This window comes from Aeromonas sp. SrichE-2G, from assembly GCF_017939565.1.
Taxonomy (GTDB): Bacteria; Pseudomonadota; Gammaproteobacteria; order Enterobacterales; family Aeromonadaceae; genus Aeromonas; species Aeromonas taiwanensis.
Genome location: NZ_JAGKRG010000053.1, coordinates 215,712 through 230,333, shown reverse-complemented (window position 1 = coordinate 230,333; position 14,622 = coordinate 215,712). Strand labels below are relative to the sequence as shown.

Annotated in this window: 14 protein-coding genes and 1 tRNA gene; 4 read left to right on the top strand and 11 right to left on the bottom strand. The window is 63.8% G+C overall.

Features of this window, described 5'->3' with window-relative positions; genetic code table 11:
• Positions 1-31: 31 nt before the first annotated feature.
• The 10 genes from J9885_RS17480 to J9885_RS17435 all read right to left on the bottom strand — a co-directional run bounded on the left by J9885_RS17480 (position 32) and on the right by J9885_RS17435 (position 10,950).
• On the bottom strand, positions 32-1,039 hold the full coding sequence (locus J9885_RS17480) for an HAD family hydrolase (protein WP_210550203.1): 1,008 nt from the start codon (positions 1,037-1,039) through the stop codon (positions 32-34).
• Positions 1,040-2,053 carry a BatD family protein gene (locus tag J9885_RS17475; RefSeq protein WP_210550202.1) on the bottom strand — a complete coding sequence of 338 codons (1,014 nt, stop codon included), beginning with the start codon at positions 2,051-2,053 and terminating at the stop codon, positions 1,040-1,042.
• The gene (locus tag J9885_RS17470; protein ID WP_210550201.1) at positions 2,050-3,576 is read right to left on the bottom strand and encodes a VWA domain-containing protein; all 1,527 of its coding nucleotides are present in this window, start codon (positions 3,574-3,576) and stop codon (positions 2,050-2,052) included. Before J9885_RS17470 ends, J9885_RS17475 begins: the two co-directional genes overlap by 4 nt.
• Positions 3,569-4,552 (bottom strand): VWA domain-containing protein, encoded by a 984-nt coding sequence (locus tag J9885_RS17465; RefSeq protein WP_043758960.1) that lies wholly within the window; start codon positions 4,550-4,552, stop codon positions 3,569-3,571. Before J9885_RS17465 ends, J9885_RS17470 begins: the two co-directional genes overlap by 8 nt.
• Positions 4,545-4,985, bottom strand: coding sequence for a DUF4381 family protein (locus J9885_RS17460; protein ID WP_043758959.1), 441 nt, complete (start codon positions 4,983-4,985; stop codon positions 4,545-4,547). The genes J9885_RS17465 and J9885_RS17460 overlap by 8 nt, the downstream gene beginning before the upstream one ends.
• Before the next feature lie 34 nt (positions 4,986-5,019).
• Positions 5,020-5,925 carry a DUF58 domain-containing protein gene (locus J9885_RS17455; protein WP_134695857.1) on the bottom strand — a complete coding sequence of 302 codons (906 nt, stop codon included), beginning with the start codon at positions 5,923-5,925 and terminating at the stop codon, positions 5,020-5,022.
• Complete coding sequence (locus tag J9885_RS17450) at positions 5,925-6,923, bottom strand: MoxR family ATPase (protein WP_210550200.1); 999 nt, start codon at positions 6,921-6,923, stop codon at positions 5,925-5,927. The genes J9885_RS17455 and J9885_RS17450 overlap by 1 nt, the downstream gene beginning before the upstream one ends.
• Positions 6,920-8,215 carry an anaerobic sulfatase maturase gene (locus J9885_RS17445; RefSeq protein ID WP_210550199.1) on the bottom strand — a complete coding sequence of 432 codons (1,296 nt, stop codon included), beginning with the start codon at positions 8,213-8,215 and terminating at the stop codon, positions 6,920-6,922. The genes J9885_RS17450 and J9885_RS17445 overlap by 4 nt, the downstream gene beginning before the upstream one ends.
• 52 nt (positions 8,216-8,267) lie before the next feature.
• Entirely contained in the window at positions 8,268-9,842 is a 1,575-nt protein-coding gene (locus J9885_RS17440) for an arylsulfatase (protein WP_210550198.1), read from the bottom strand.
• Between the two features lie 184 nt (positions 9,843-10,026).
• Positions 10,027-10,950: a LysR family transcriptional regulator gene (locus J9885_RS17435; protein WP_210550197.1), complete on the bottom strand. Its 924-nt coding sequence runs from the start codon at positions 10,948-10,950 to the stop codon at positions 10,027-10,029.
• Positions 10,951-11,073: 123 nt separating this feature from the next.
• On the opposite strand from J9885_RS17435, the gene J9885_RS17430 reads away from it, so the two are divergent.
• From J9885_RS17430 to J9885_RS17415, 4 genes are read left to right on the top strand one after another with little or no spacing between them, the layout of a single operon-like run.
• Complete coding sequence (locus tag J9885_RS17430; protein ID WP_210550196.1) at positions 11,074-11,991, top strand: alpha/beta hydrolase; 918 nt, start codon at positions 11,074-11,076, stop codon at positions 11,989-11,991.
• 49 nt (positions 11,992-12,040) lie between these two features.
• Positions 12,041-12,970 (top strand): alpha/beta hydrolase, encoded by a 930-nt coding sequence (locus J9885_RS17425; protein ID WP_095592663.1) that lies wholly within the window; start codon positions 12,041-12,043, stop codon positions 12,968-12,970.
• 49 nt (positions 12,971-13,019) lie between these two features.
• Complete coding sequence (locus J9885_RS17420; protein WP_210550195.1) at positions 13,020-13,658, top strand: SDR family oxidoreductase; 639 nt, start codon at positions 13,020-13,022, stop codon at positions 13,656-13,658.
• Between the two features lie 16 nt (positions 13,659-13,674).
• The gene (locus J9885_RS17415; protein WP_210550194.1) at positions 13,675-14,316 is read left to right on the top strand and encodes a flavodoxin; all 642 of its coding nucleotides are present in this window, start codon (positions 13,675-13,677) and stop codon (positions 14,314-14,316) included.
• 115 nt (positions 14,317-14,431) lie between these two features.
• On the opposite strand, the gene J9885_RS17410 is transcribed toward J9885_RS17415, so the two are convergent.
• Positions 14,432-14,521 (bottom strand) — tRNA-Ser (locus J9885_RS17410).
• Between the last annotated feature and the right edge of the window lie 101 nt (positions 14,522-14,622).

Below are 14,622 nucleotides of genomic sequence, written 5' to 3'. Positions count from 1 at the left end.
CAGGCGCCCTGATGCTCTCAGGGCGCGGTCATCAGGGGGTCTGACACAGGGCGGGATCGAACACGCTCTTCCAGTCCTGCTTCATGTCCACCAGGGTCCAGCCATATTTGGTCGCCTCCGTCAGCCCCTTGACCAGGGTGCCGCTGCTCGGGGGATGGCCGTCATAGGCATACTCCCGTTTCGCGTCCGTGTGATGCACGATGAGGCCGAAGGTCTTGAAGCCGGGCTGGGTGGAGGTGTATTGCAGCATGGGCACATCGCCGTCGCTGTTGCCAAAGGCCCCCACCGGCCGCTGCCCCATGAAGAGGTGGATGGCGGCGGGCTTGGCAGCCTCGTCGTCGAAGTAGGCCCCCTTCATCGTCTTGGTGATGGCTGAGCCATCCGCCGTCAAGGCATAGTCTGAAAGCGCGAAGGAGCCGATGACCTGCTCCGGCGGGATGCCGTACATCTCTTGCGCGAACACCCGCATGAAGTCGATGCCGCCACCGGACACTATCCAGGTCTTGAAGCCGTTCGCCCGCAGATACTCCAGCAACTGCCTCATGGGCAGGTAGCCCAGCTTGTCATAGCCACAGCCAAAGCGGGGGTGCTTGCTCGTGTCCAGCCAGTGGCGCACCCGCTGCGCATAGTCGTCCGTGCTCATGCCGCTGTGCGTCAACGCCACCAGCTTGGTCAGCCCCGGTTTGCCCGCCTTGACCAGCCCGGCCAGATCGTCGGCCAGGACCAGCTTGACGATGGGATCGTCTTTCCACTCCGGGTGTGCGGGGGCGAGTCGCTTGATCTCGTCGAGGGCGAATTGCAGCTGGAACGTCAATGGGGCCTCCGGCCACAGGGTCCCGTCGTTGTCGAAGACCACATAGCGTTTGCTGACCGGGATAAAGGTCTTGGAGCCTTCCGTCGTGGCGCCCTTGACCCAGGCCTCGATCGCCTTCTTGGGCGCCGTGTCTTGCCAGGCGGCAAGGGGGTTGGCCGCGCCTTGTTCGCTGGCGCCCGCACAGGTGCTCACGAGCAGGGCGACAAGCAGAGGGTTGAGTTTCATCTAATTCTCCTTGTGTGAGGGCGTCAGGTCCGGCAACGGGACGGGACGCCAGAATCGGGCAACCGCGAGGCGGGCAAACTGCCAGCCACGCAGCAGCGAATGACGGGCGAAGAAGCCCGCCACCGCCAGGATGGCCAGGCCTCCCAGCATAGACAGGTAGCGCCAGAGGTGAGAGGCGGTGCCGGCCCGCAGTTCGGCCTCTCGACCGGCCGCACGCGGCCCCTGTATCTCGTAGTCGGCTCCCGGCAGCTCGGCCGACTGCCAGCGCTGCGCCGAGGTATCCCACCACCTCAGGGTCAAGGGCGGCAACACCAGCTTGCCCTGCCGGGTGGGCAGATAGCGCAGGCGCTCCTCCCGCTGGCCACCGCCAAAGTCGCCGCGCCCCGAATCCAGCAGGCTGTTGACGGGGGGCAGTCGCTGGCTGTCCTGGCCAGGAATGGCGTACAGCAGCTGCGGGATCTGGGACGGCACGACCCCTTCGGCCTTGACCGTCACCTGCCGCTCAATGGCATCCCCCACATGCAGCGCGTCCCCCTCCCCGCTGCGGTAGAGCACCAGCTTCTGGCTCAGGGTCAGGGCGCTGGCCGGCAGGAAGCGGTCCGGTTGTTTGACGTCTTGGGGCCAGGCCACGGGTCGCTCGACGGCGGGCAGGGAGACGGTGCGGGGTGCTTGTCCCGCCGATGAGAGGGTCACCTCCAGCGCCGGCAGGCTCAGCGTGCCGGGATCCCAGGCGGAGACCAGCCTCTCCATCCGCACGCCGCTCCAGCTCTTGCCATCCTGCTGGCGCGTCAGCAGCTGGTTCGGCAGGGGCGTGGTCAGCAGGGCGCCGTTTCTCACCACCTGGGCTGGCCATTCGGGGGGCGGGTTGAACCAGGAGTCAGTCCAGAAGGTGACGGCGACGCGCACCGGCTGACCCGGCACCAGTTGCTCTGGCGCCACCAGCTCCCGGCTGATGTCCATGGCGCCATATCCTGACAGGCTGACGAGCAGCAGCAATAAACAGAGCGGTTTCACTGTGCCTCCGGGGTGTCGGCCTGATAGAGGTTGCGCAGCAGCCCGGAGGGGGAGAGCTGCAGATTGTCGTACCATTGGTTCGCCTGGGGAGTGGCGCCGCCCACCGCCCCGAGATCCTGCTGATCCACCCCCTGCCCCTTCTTCAGGTCATGCTTGATCTCATCGGGATCGAAGTCCGCCTCTTCCCCCTGGGAGGCTTCGCGATCCCGCTCTTGCTTGCGCAGCGCCATGATGATCCCGGCAATCCTGGCGCGGTTGTCCAGCGCCATGTCCCAGCCGGGGCGCAGGCTCAGCGCCTGATCATAGGCGTCGATGGCCTGTTGCCAGGATTTTTGCCGGGCATAGCTGTTGGCCAGCCACACCAGGGTCTCCGGTGTGGCCGGGGCCTGGCGAAACGCCGTGGCTGCCGCCACGTACTGTTCGGCATGGTAGTGGGCAATGCCCCGTCTCAGCGGATCCTGGAAGTGCTCGGCGGCCTGCTCGTAATCCTGCCGGTCAAAGGCGCGCTGCCCCTGCTGATCCGGCGTCGCCCACCAGTCCAGCCAGGCCGCCTCGACGTGGCCCCCATAGAGCCCGAGCGAGCCCGCCAGCAGGACCACGCACAAGAGTTGCCTGCGCCAGAACAGCAGCAACCCCAGCATGGGGATCACCAGCAGGTAGCCGCTGTCTTTCCACCGCAAGTCTTCACGGGCATTGTTCTGGGCCTGCACCGCCCGCTCGATGTTGGCCGAGACGGCCGCCAGATCCCCGTCATCTATGGTGGCCAGGGTGACCGGTATGCCGTCCCGCTTCAGCGACCCAAACTCATCGACGTTCAGCCGGGTGTCTATCCCGCGCTCGGCATACTCGGCCGGCAGCGTGCCCCCCCGCTCCGTGCCCACCACCCATACCTGTACCGGCAGCGGGGATTCCCTCAAGGCAGCCGCCTCGTCGGGGGCCAGGGTGTCGGCCACCACCAGGATGCTGCGCGCCGCATCGGGGGCCGTCGGCAGATTCTCCCGTGCCAGCGCCAGGGCCTTGACCAGGGCCGAGCCCTGCCCCTGCGGCATGATGGCCGGGCTCTGGGCCTCCAGGAAGAGGGAGAAGAAGTCGGGGTCCAGCGTCAGGGGCGTGGTCAGGTGCGCCGTGCTGTCATAGACGATGAGCCCGAACCCCGTTCCGGGCGTGCCCTGCACCAGTGACATCAGCTTGTGCTGCATGCGCTGATGACGGCTGGGCGCCAGATCTTGCGCATACATGCCGAGGTTCTGCTGCAGCAGCACCATGACGCTCCCCTGCGGGGAGAGTGCAGCCGGGATCTCCCTCTGCCAGGTCGGCCCGGAAAGCGCCAGCACGCCGGCGGCAAAGAGCCAGGGCAGCAACTGCATCAGGGGGCGGGACTTGCCCACCAGCAGCGCCTCGGCCACCGGCTTGTCCATCAACTGATACCAGGCGCTGGGGGGACGGCGCACCACAAACCAGAGCGCGATGCACAGCGGCAACCCCAGCAGGTGCCATGGGTAGAGGAAGTGGAAGTCACTCATGGGTCGCTGACTCCTTGCGGTAATCCAGCAGGGTGAACGCCAGCAACAGCAGCAGGGCCAGGCCGAGCGGCCAGGGATACAACGGCTGGTGCCAGGACCAGCCCAGCGTCTTGACCTCTACCGGGGTCAGGGCGTCTATTTCCTTCCAGACCTCATCGAGGGCCGCGCCGCTGCGAGCGGCCTGCCAGCTCCGACCGCCGGTTGTGTCCGCGATCTCCTTGAGCAGGTCCAGATCCACCTTGTCGTCACCGCTGGTGTTCTCGTCGCCGAAAGCGATGGTGTGGATCTGAACCCGGTGATCCGCCGCCAACCTGGCCGCCAGCGCGGGGGGCAGCTGGGAGGCCGTGTCATTGCCATCGGTAAGCAGAATGGCCAGCTTGCTGCTCTCCCCGTGCAGGGCGGTATCCAGCATCTTGACCGCGACGCCGATGGCATCGCCGATCGCCGTCTGCTCGCCGATCATGCCGGAGGAGAGCTGGGTGATGCGGGCCTGCAGTGCCTGCTTGTCCTCGCTCAGGGGGGCAAAGGGGTAGGCACTGCTGGAGAAGATCACCAGTCCGATGCGATCCTGTTTGCGGGCTGCCACGAACCTGGCCACGGAGGCCTGCATCGCGGCGAGACGGGTCTCTCCCCCGGGCAGATCATTCTTTCCCATGGAGCCCGACACATCGAGGATGAGCACCATGTCTCTCATCGGTTTTACTATGTGCTGGGGCGGTGTCAGGGATTCGGGCCTCGCCAGCGCGCACACCAGGAGCAGCCAGACCGTCCAGAACCACAGCTGCTGCCAGCGGCTGGCTTGCGGTGGGCTCTCCTTGAGGTTCAGGGTTTCGATCAGATGGGGCAGGAACGGAACCCGCACATAGTCTGCCTGCGGCCTGACCTGGGGCAGCAGGAAGCGGCCGAGGAGCGGCAGGAAGAGGAGCAGCCATGCCCAGGGCCAGGCGAAATCGAAGCGGGATAACCAGTCAGACATGAGGCAGGCTCTCCAGCCAGGCGGCGATTTGCCTGGCCAAACGGGCGTTCTGGGCAGGCGTCAGTTCACTGTCAGGCCGGCAGTAGCGCTCGCACAACAGGTGCCGGGAGGCCTCGTCGACGGGGACCCCGGCCAGGATCTCGGCCGGGGAGATGGCCCGGGCGACCTCGGCGCGAGGGTGATGGACCAGACGGATGCGCTTGATCATCGCCAGCCAGCCGTCGACGTCCCTCAGGGTCGCCATCATGGCGCCGGCCTCGCGGCGCCAGCGGTTGCGCCGCCAGCGGGCAAGGCGGGACAGGGCCATCACGCACAGGGCCAGCAGCAGCAAGGCTCCCAGCCATCGCCAGCCAAACGCCAGCGGCCACCAGGAGACACGCTCTGGCAGGGATGGATCCAGCAGTGCCGGTACAGAAAACCCTTTCTCGAGCATCAGCCCCCCTCTATGTTCCCTTTCATGTTCCCTTTCATGTTCCCTTTTGCAGCTGCCGCACCAGATCCTGGCTGGTCACTATGTTGCGCACCCTGGCCCCCAGTCGGGTCAGCCGCGCCTCCTGATCCGCCAGACGCCTGCCGATGGCATGCTGGATATCGTCCCTCATCTGTGGCGACAGGGCGACGGTGGCATCGCTGCCCTGATAGCGGGCACACAACGCCCCCCGGGTCGGCAGCCGCAGATGGAGGTCGTCATAGACCACGAAGGCCGTGATCTCGCAGCGACGCCTGAGCCCCGCCAGCAGGGCATCACAGCGGGCATCCAGGTCATGAAAATCGCTGATGATCCCGAGCCAGGCGCCTGGCGGGACCAGCGGCTGGATCTGCTGCAGCACGCGGGCCAGGTCCACCTCCGGGCGCGGCTCCTGGGGATAGGCCGCCGGCAACGCCTGATTGAAACGGCAGAGATCCTCGATGACGCGGCCCAGATTCTGCTTGGGTGAGCGGCAGGGATGCACCGCCAGTTCTTCGTCATTGAACACCAGGGCCCCAAGCCGATCGCTGTCGTGCCAGCTGCGCCAGGCATAGAGCCCGGCGATCATGGCCGCCGCCGCCGACTTGCTGTGGCCACGGGTGGTGAAGTACATGTCGAGACGCTGATCGATCAGCAGGAAGACGGGGCGCTCGCGCTCCTCGTTATAGAGCCGTATCCAGGGGGTGCGCAGGCGGGCGGTGGCCTGCCAGTCGATGAGACGGACATCGTCCCCCGCCTGGTAGCGCCGCAAGCCTTCGAAGTTGAGTCCCCGCCCCTGCTGGCGCGAGACACGCTCCCCCGCAAGGGCGCCCTTGGCGATCCGCTCCGGGTCGTTTCGGAGCAGCCTGGCCTCCCCCGCCAGCGCCATCAGATCGGCGCGATCGATGCAAAGTCCCGTGGCCATCAGGCGACCACGGTATCGAGCAGGGTCTGGATGGCATCGTCCGCCGAGAAGCCGTCCGCATTGGCCTGATAGCTCATCATCAGGCGATGACGCAAGACGGCGTGGGCGACGTCCTTGATGTCCTGTGGCAGGACAGCGTCGCGACCCGCCAGCCAGGCATTGGCCCGCCCGCAACGCTCGAGGGCCAGGGTGCCGCGAGGGCTGACCCCGAGGCTGATGTAGCTCGCCAGCTCGTCGCTCACCCCCTGCGGGTAGCGGGTCATCCCCACCAGATTGACGATGTAGGCCTCGATGGTCGGGGCGACGTGCACCTGGGCTATCTCCTGCCAGCAGCTCAGCACCTCTTCCTGGGTGATCCGCAGATCCGGGGCCGTGGCAGCCTCTTCTCCCCGATCGCTCCGGGCATATTTCTGCCGCTGCTCTTCACGGACCAGTTGCATGACCTGCTGCTCGTGGGCCTTCGAGGGGTAGTCCACCAGCACCTTCATCAGGAAGCGGTCCAGCTGCGCCTCCGGCAGTGGCCAGGTCCCCTCCTGATCCACCGGGTTCTGGGTCGCCAGCACCATGAAGAGGCCGGGCAGTGGCCAGCTCTTCCCCGCCACGGTCACGTGGCGCTCCTCCATGGCCTCCAGCAGGGCCGACTGCACCCGTGCCGATGCCCGGTTGATCTCGTCCGCCAGTATGATGTTGCCGAACACAGGGCCGGGTCTGAAGCGGAACTGTTCCTGCTCAGAGCTCGCATGCTGCTGATAGATCTCGCTGCCGGTGATGTCAGATGGCAGCAGATCCGGTGTGAACTGGATGCGGCTGTAGTCCCCGTCGATATGGCGGGAGAGCGCCCGCACCGCCCGGGTCTTGGCGAGCCCGGGCAGCCCTTCCAGCAGCACGTGACCATCGCACAGCAGGCCGATGATCAGCATCCTGACCAGATTCTCCTGCCCCAGCACCTGTTCGTTCATGCGCTGCTCGAGCTGCAGCAGCCTCTCCCTGTTGCTCATGCCTTATCTCCTGCCGGTTGCCCCTGCAAAATGGTGACTATGCCCACCACTATGGGCTGGGCGTAGTCGAAAAAGGCCTTGATGCCGGGGCAGAGGTAGTTCAGTCCCAGTTCCCCATCCGGGGTGCGTACAATCCGGTTCTTCGGGCACTCCCCCCAGCACAGCTTGAGATAGGGGCAGGCCCGGCAATAGGCGGGAAGGGTATCCCGCTTGCCAAACCCGAAGGCCTGCTGACGCTCGGAGAAGGCCATGTGGGACAGCGGAGTGTCATCGATGTTGCCCAGCCGGTACTCCGGATAGACGTAGTGATCGCAGGAATAGATGTCCCCGTTCTTCTCGATGGCCAGTCCCTTGCCGCAAAACTCCGAGGTCACGCAGATCTGGGCGGGCATGCCTATGGTCTGGGCCACCGCCGTCTCGAACAGGTTGACCTGCACCCGGCCGAGATCGTGGTTGACCCACTCCTCGAACACCGCGATCAAAAACTGGCCCCAGTCATCCGGGTCCACCGACCAGTCTGTCACGATGGAGTCCAGATCCCCCGGTTTGGCGCGGCGGCTACCGGTTACGGGAATGGTGTCATCGTGCCAGAACTGCGGCGCCGTCCTGGTGAAATCCACGGGCTCGACACAGGGGTTGAACTGGATGTAGGTGGCCCCCAGCTCGCGAGTGAGGAAGCGATACACCTCGAGGGGGAAGCGGGCATTGGTCCGGTTGACGGTTACCAGGGCATTGAAGGGCACCCCGTGTCGCTTGAGAGCGGCCACCCCTTCCATCACCTTGTCGAAGGTGGGCTTGCCGCTGCGGGTCACCCGATATCTGTCATGCAGTTCGCGCGGCCCGTCGATGGAGAGCCCCACGAGGAAATGGTGTTCTTTCAGGAAGGCGGCCCATTTGTCATCGATCAGGATGCCGTTGGTCTGCAGATCGTTCTCGATCCGCTGGCCTGCCTTTTGATACTGCTTTTGTAACTTGACGATTTTCTGGAAGAAATCCAGCCCCATCAGGGTTGGTTCGCCCCCTTGCCAGGAGAAGACGACCTGCTCGCCATCCTGGCTGTCGATGTACTGGCGAATGTAGTTCTCCAGCACCTCGTCACTCATGTGGGTGTGACGCTCCTGATGGAGCAGCCCCTCTTTGTGCAGGTAGAAACAGTAGGTGCAATCGATGTTGCAGGTGGAACCCGTCGGCTTGGCCATCACATGAAAGCGGCGAACCCAGGCTGGCCCCTTGCCGGCATATTTTTCTGCGGATGCCAGCGCCTTGATGGGCATGGTGGTGCTGTGTTTCATCGTTACCCCTGAAAGCGGGTGAGGCCAGGGCCTCACCCGTATACGCCGAGAATCAGTTGCTCTTCGCACCCTGCTCGATCAGGGCGCTCACGTCGGATATCGTGAAGCTACCCGGTTTCTGCCGTGGCGGGAACTCCTGGAAGCTCTTGATCATGTCGGTGGCATACTTCTGCGCGCCGCCAAGCAGGAAGAGACGATCATAGAACCAGGTGTTGTAACCCATCCCATCACTGCCCTTCTCAAGCGGGTCGACCTCCAGATCGAAGATCATCGGGGTACGCAGCTTGGTGAAGGGGTATTGCCACAACGCCAGACCGGTATGCTCCTGGATCATGAAGTGAGCCTTCCAGCGGCCGTAGCGCATGGCCAGCAGATCGCCGTCATCGCTCCAGTAGAAGAACTCCTGGCGCTGACTCGGTGACTTGCCCTGCAGATAGTCGAGCTGGTTGTAGCCGTCCAGGTGGACCTTGTAGGTCATCGCCGAGGTCTTGTACCCCTTGAGCAGCTTCTCCTTGATCTCGGGTTCGCCGGCGGCGGCAATCAGGGTCGGGAACCAGTCATTGCTGCCGAAGATATCGTTCAGCACAGTACCTGGCTGGATATGGCCTGGCCACTTGACCATGGCAGGCACGCGGAAGCCCCCTTCCCAGCCGGTGTTTTTCTCGCCGCGGAAGGGCGTGAAACCGGCGTCCGGCCAGGTCGCGGTCATGGGGCCGTTGTCCGTGGTATAGACGACGATGGTGTTGTCCTCGATCCCCAGGTCTTTGATCTTCTTCATCACCTCGCCAATGATGGCGTCGTGCTCCACCATGCCGTCGGCATAATCGCCGAGACCCGTCTTGCCCTGGTGATCAGGCTTGATGTGGGTCTTGTTGTGCATGCGGGTGGTGTTGAACCAGGTGAAGAAGGGCTTCTTGGCCTTGACCTGACGCTCCATGAAGTCGTTGTTGGCCGCCAGCGTCTCCTCGTCCACCGTGGTCATCCGCTTGACAGTGAGTGGACCCGTATCCTCAATCTTGCCATCGGCGGTGCTCTTGATGACGCCGCGCGGGCCGAACTGCTTGCGGAAGGCGGGATCTTTCGGATAGTCCGGGTTTTCCGGCTCCTCTTCCGCGTTCAGGTGATAGAGGTTGCCGAAGAACTCGTCGAAGCCGTGGGCGGTCGGCAGGAATTCGTCCCTGTCACCCAGGTGGTTCTTGCCGAACTGCCCCGTGGCATAACCCAGCTGCTTGAGCACGTTGGCGATGGTGGGATCCTCTTTCTGGAGACCCTGAGGTGCACCCGGCATCCCCACCTTGCTCATGCCGGTACGGAACGGCATCTGGCCGGTAATAAAGGAAGAACGACCTGCGGTAGAGCTCTGCTCTGCATAATAGGAGGTGAATTTGGCGCCTTCTGCGGCGATCTTGTCGATATTGGGCGTTTTGTAACCCATCATGCCCTGGTTGTAGGTACTGAGGTTCCAATAGCCGATATCATCGCCAAAGATAACAACAATGTTGGGCTTGCCTTTATCCTGTTCGGCGGCCGTCGTGGCTGCCTGTACCGCAGAGGTTGCGGTGGCGCCAAAGGCCAGCGTCAGCATGCTGGCTATCAACGTCCGTTTAGATGGAATGTTATTCAGCATTGCAATGACTCCATTTCCGGTGGGTGGGATTCAAATGCAATGATAACTAAATAAGTTAAGATGGAAACGGTCAAGCCTTAACCACACCTGAACCATAATTATATTGTTTCCATCGCAATAAAAATGCATCAAGCCTCTTTGGATCCCCAACTGTCATCCATGACTACCAGAGCGCCCGCTCACGCTACCTGGCAACGCCTTCCCGCTTCTCCACCAGAAAGTCCATCAGCGCCCGGATCTTGGCCGGCATCTGGGCCCGCGACGGCACATAGAGATAAAACCCAGGGAAGGGGGGGCACCAGGGGGCGAGTACCCGCACCAGCGATCCGTCACTCAGGTGCTGGCGCACCCGCAGATCCAGGTGTTTGACCAACCCCACCCCCTGCAGGGCCGCCTGCAGCATGCTGTCGTCGTCGTTGAACACGGCGTTGCCCTTGGGATCGACGATCTGGGTGTGCTGCTCCTCATCGGGGGAGGTAAACGACCAGCGGTCTATGGTGTTGCTGGAGGTGAAGCGGTAGGCCAGGCAGTTGTGCCGGGTGAGATCGCCCGGGGTCTGCGGCGTGCCATGCTGCCTGAAATAGTCGGGGGCGCCGACAATGGCCATGGTCAGAGGGGGGGTGATGGGCACCGCCACCACGTGTTCATCCAGGCTCTCTCCCAGGCGAATGCCGGCATCCATCCCGTCGGCAATGATGTTGGAAAAACCGTCCGCCATCACCAGCTCCAGCCGCAGCTTGGGATGGCGCGCCAGAAACTCACCCATGTGGGGCTCGAGCAGCAGCCTGGCGGCGATGCGCGAACTGTTGATGCGAATAAGGCCCGAGGGCTCAAGGTGGGAGTCATTAAGTTCGCTCACCACCCGTTCGATGGCCGTGAGGGAGGGTTGCAGCACATCCAGCAAGCGCTGCCCCTCCTCGGTCAGCGACATGTCGCGGGTAGTGCGGTTGAGCAGCCGCACCTGCAGCTGCTGCTCCAGCCCCTTGAGGTGCTGGGAGAGGGCGGCGCGGGTCACCCCCATCTCGGTGGCGGCCTTGGTGAAGCTGCGGTGACGGGCGATGTGGGCAAACCACGTCAGTGACGCGACGAGTGAAGGTTCTATGGGCATTTGTTTAGCCTGGCTAATCAGTCATGTCTGGATAGGTGCGTATATCTAGCTCAATAGACTTACTACTATTAGCTCGAACTCGCGTCAAGCATGACGCCCCTGAACCTAACGGAGAGCCCGACCATGTCCCACGTCACCTTCCCCAATCGCAACGGCCAAGGCATCACCATGGCCGCCATCGTTCACTTCCCGCCGCACTTCGATGAGCGCAAGCAGTACCCGGCGGTCGTAGTCTCCCACCCCGGCGGCGGGGTGAAGGAGCAGACTGCGGGCCTGTACGCCAGCAAGCTGGCCGAGCAAGGCCTCGTTGCCATCGCCTTTGACCGCTCCTATCAGGGCGAGAGCTCGGGCGAGCCGCGCCAGCTGGAGAATCCCCATGTCAGCAGCGAGGACGTCAGCGCCGTGGTGGACTACCTGACCACGCTGCCCTATGTCGATCAGAACCGGATCGGGGCCATGGGCATCTGCGCCGGTGCCGGCTACAGCGCCAATGCCGCCATCCAGGATCGCCGCATCAAGGCGCTCGGCATGGTCAGCGCGGTCAACATCGGCCAGATGTTCCGCAATGGCTGGGACAACAGCGTCAAGGATGCCGATGCCATGGGGTATCTGGCGTTCGGCTCTCAGGCGCGCACCGCAGATGCGACCGGCAGCGGCTACGCCACCATCCCCTTGGCCCCCCTGCGTGAAGAGGATGCTCCCAACGAGGAGCTGCGCGAAGCCTGGGAGTACTACCATACCCCGCGTTGCGAGCACCCCAATGCGCCGGGCTTTGCGCTGACCCGCAACCTGAACCAGATCATCACCTACGACGCCTATCACAAGGCCGAGGCCTTCCTGACCCAGCCGATCCTGGCGGTGGCTGGCAGTGTGGCTGGTAGCAAGTGGATGAGCGATGACCTGCTGGCGCGCGCCGCGAGCACTGACAAGACCCTGCATGTGGTGGAGGGGGCCAACCACATGTCCCTCTACGACGTGCCCCACTATGTCGACGAGGCCGTCGCCAAGCTGGCCCCCTTCTTCCTGCGGACCCTGAACTAATCGGCCCGCGAGAGGGGGAAACCCCTCTCGCTTATCGAGGAGCATCATCATGAGCCATGTATTGAACCTGACCTATCAGAACCTGGGCTGGCAGACGGCGGCCGACCTCTACCTGCCGCCCGATTTCGACGAGCAAAAGCGCTACCCGGCCATCGTCAGCACCCACCCCATCGGCAGCTGCAAGGAGCAGACCGCCGGCAATGTCTACGCCAAAGGGCTGGCTGCGGCGGGGTTCGTGGTGCTGGTGCACGATGCCAGCTTCCAGGGTGCCAGCGGCGGTGAGCCGCGCTTTATCGAGGATCCGGCCATTCGGGTCTCCGACATCCGCTTCGCGGTGGATTACCTGCAATCCCTGCCTTATGTGGATAGCGATCGCATCGGCGCCATCGGTGTGTGCGGTGGGGGCGCCTACACCATCCATGCGGGCATCACGGATCACCGCCTCAAGGCGCTGGTCTCCATCACTGGGGTCAACTATGGCCGCCTGATCCGCGAAGGCTTCGCCCAGTTCAAGCCTCTTGAGCTGGCCCTGGGCATCGCCCGGATGCGCACGGCGCAGGCACAAGGGAGCGCCATGGAGCCCGCCGATCTGCTGCCGGCGTCAGTGGCAGCGGCCACCGCGGCAGGCATCACCGACATCGACGTGCTGGAGGCCACCGAGTACTACAAGACGGCGCGCGGTCAGCAGCCCCATGGCGCGACCCGCCAGCTGATGTCCTTCACCGGCGCCGCCATGGGGTGGGATGCCTTCCTCCATGCCGAGGTGCTGCTGACCCAGCCGTTGATGGTGGTCATCGGCGACAAGGCGGGAGGCTTTGGGGCCTATCGGGACGGCTGGGAGATCTACGGCCGCGCCGCCTCCACCGACAAGCACATTGTCGTGGCCGAAGGCTGGTCCCACTACGACCTCTACGATAAACCCGAGCCGGTGGCCATCGCCATGGCAAGCCTCGTGCCCTTCTTCCAGCGCACCCTGTGATCCCGCGGTGGGGGCATCCCCACCCATTCAAGCGACAAGGTAAACCGATATGCGAAACGTACTGATCCTCGGCGTCAGCGGCCAGATAGCCCGGTGGGTGGTCAAGGGGCTCGCCGGGCAGCGCGACATCCGCCAGACCCTGCTGCTGCGCGATCCCAAAAAATTGAGCGGCCGTGAGCCGGCCAACGCCAGGGTGGTGATCGGCAGCGTGCTGGACAAGCCGCTGCTCAAGGAGGCGATGGCAGGACAAGAGATCGTCTACGCCAACCTCAGTGGCGACAACCTGGACAAGCAGGCCCAGGCGGTCATCGCCGCCATGCGGGCGGCCGGGGTGAAGCGCCTGGTCTTCGTGCTGTCGCTTGGGATCTACGACGAGGTGCCCGGCAAGTTCGGCGAGTGGAATCGTGGCATCATCGGCGAGGAGCTTAAACCCTACCGGCGCGCGGCAGACGCCATCGAGGCATCGGGGCTGGATTACACCATCTTGCGCCCGGCCTGGTTGACCGATGAGGATGAAGTGGATTACGCACTGACCGCCAAGGGCCAGCCCTTCCAGGGCACAGTGGTGTCGCGCAGGAGCGTGGGGGATCTCATCACCCGGATCCTGGTCTCGCCCGAGCTGCATCTGGGGGAGAACCTTGGCATCCACCAACCCGGCAGCGAGGGCGACAAGCCGTACTTCATGTAATGTGAGGTCAAGGACGATGAACTGGGTCTTTATCACACTTGCTGCGCTGGCCGCTGCCGTGGTGGTCGTGCTGCTGGCGGTCTCCTTTATCGAGCGTCGGCAGGCACATGATCTGGCAGGGCTGGAGGCCGAGAATCAGCAGGTGGCGAACCCCCGCACAGCGGTGGTCTATTTCTCACGCTCGGGCAATACGGCGCTGGCCGCCCGCCACCTGGCAAATCGACTCGGGGCACGGATCTTTGCGCTGGATGCCCCCGCCTACCGGCTCGGCCCCGGGGGATTGGTGCAGGCCCTCGCCGATGCGAATACCTTGAAGCGTGCGCCAGAGGCCCTGCCCGATATCGTACCGCGTATCCTCGATCTGAGTACGTTCGATGCTGTGTGGCTCGGCTCCCCGGTCTGGCTCTACAGCCCGGCGCCGCCCATCTGGGCCTTCGTCGAGCACAACCGCTTCGATGGCAAGGACGTGGTGCTGTTCAACACCTACAACAGCCACTTCGGCGAGGAGTATATCGCAGCCCTGAGGACCAAGGTGATGGCCCGTGGTGCCAGATCCTTCAGCCATCGCCATGTGCTGCGGGGACGGATGACCCGCCAGCTGACACCCGATCAGATGGTGGCGGCAATCGACGACTGGCTGCCCAAGCGCCATCCCTGAGCGCCCGGTGCCTCTGCGGGACAAGTCATCGACCCTCATGGGAAGAGGCGGCGGGGAGCCGAGAGGGCGGCGACTCCCAATGAAAAAGCCCACGCATTGGCGTGGGCTTGGTAAATGGCGGAGAGACAGGGATTCGAACCCTGGGTGGCATTGCTGCCACAATTGATTTCGAGTCAATCCCGTTCGGCCACTCCGGCATCTCTCCACGGGCCCTCATATTGACTCAACCCAAGCCGGGAAATCAACGTAAATCTCGTTGTAGATCAGACAACTGGCGATAAAAACGCCACCCTTCCACACCTTGCG

Excerpts from the sequence above, each read along its gene's own strand:
- J9885_RS17470 (WP_210550201.1), bottom strand. The coding sequence starts at position 3,576 with ATGAGTGACTTCCACTTCCTCTACCCATGGCACCTGCTGGGGTTGCCG.
- J9885_RS17455 (WP_134695857.1), bottom strand. The coding sequence starts at position 5,925 with ATGGCCACGGGACTTTGCATCGATCGCGCCGATCTGATGGCGCTGGCG.
- J9885_RS17480 (WP_210550203.1), bottom strand. The coding sequence starts at position 1,039 with ATGAAACTCAACCCTCTGCTTGTCGCCCTGCTCGTGAGCACCTGTGCG.
- J9885_RS17425 (WP_095592663.1), top strand. The coding sequence starts at position 12,041 with ATGAGCCATGTATTGAACCTGACCTATCAGAACCTGGGCTGGCAGACG.
- J9885_RS17465 (WP_043758960.1), bottom strand. The coding sequence starts at position 4,552 with ATGTCTGACTGGTTATCCCGCTTCGATTTCGCCTGGCCCTGGGCATGG.
- J9885_RS17460 (WP_043758959.1), bottom strand. The coding sequence starts at position 4,985 with ATGCTCGAGAAAGGGTTTTCTGTACCGGCACTGCTGGATCCATCCCTG.
- J9885_RS17420 (WP_210550195.1), top strand. The coding sequence starts at position 13,020 with ATGCGAAACGTACTGATCCTCGGCGTCAGCGGCCAGATAGCCCGGTGG.
- J9885_RS17445 (WP_210550199.1), bottom strand. The coding sequence starts at position 8,215 with ATGAAACACAGCACCACCATGCCCATCAAGGCGCTGGCATCCGCAGAA.
- J9885_RS17450 (WP_210550200.1), bottom strand. The coding sequence starts at position 6,923 with ATGAGCAACAGGGAGAGGCTGCTGCAGCTCGAGCAGCGCATGAACGAA.
- J9885_RS17430 (WP_210550196.1), top strand. The coding sequence starts at position 11,074 with ATGTCCCACGTCACCTTCCCCAATCGCAACGGCCAAGGCATCACCATG.
- J9885_RS17435 (WP_210550197.1), bottom strand. The coding sequence starts at position 10,950 with ATGCCCATAGAACCTTCACTCGTCGCGTCACTGACGTGGTTTGCCCAC.
- J9885_RS17415 (WP_210550194.1), top strand. The coding sequence starts at position 13,675 with ATGAACTGGGTCTTTATCACACTTGCTGCGCTGGCCGCTGCCGTGGTG.
- J9885_RS17440 (WP_210550198.1), bottom strand. The coding sequence starts at position 9,842 with ATGCTGAATAACATTCCATCTAAACGGACGTTGATAGCCAGCATGCTG.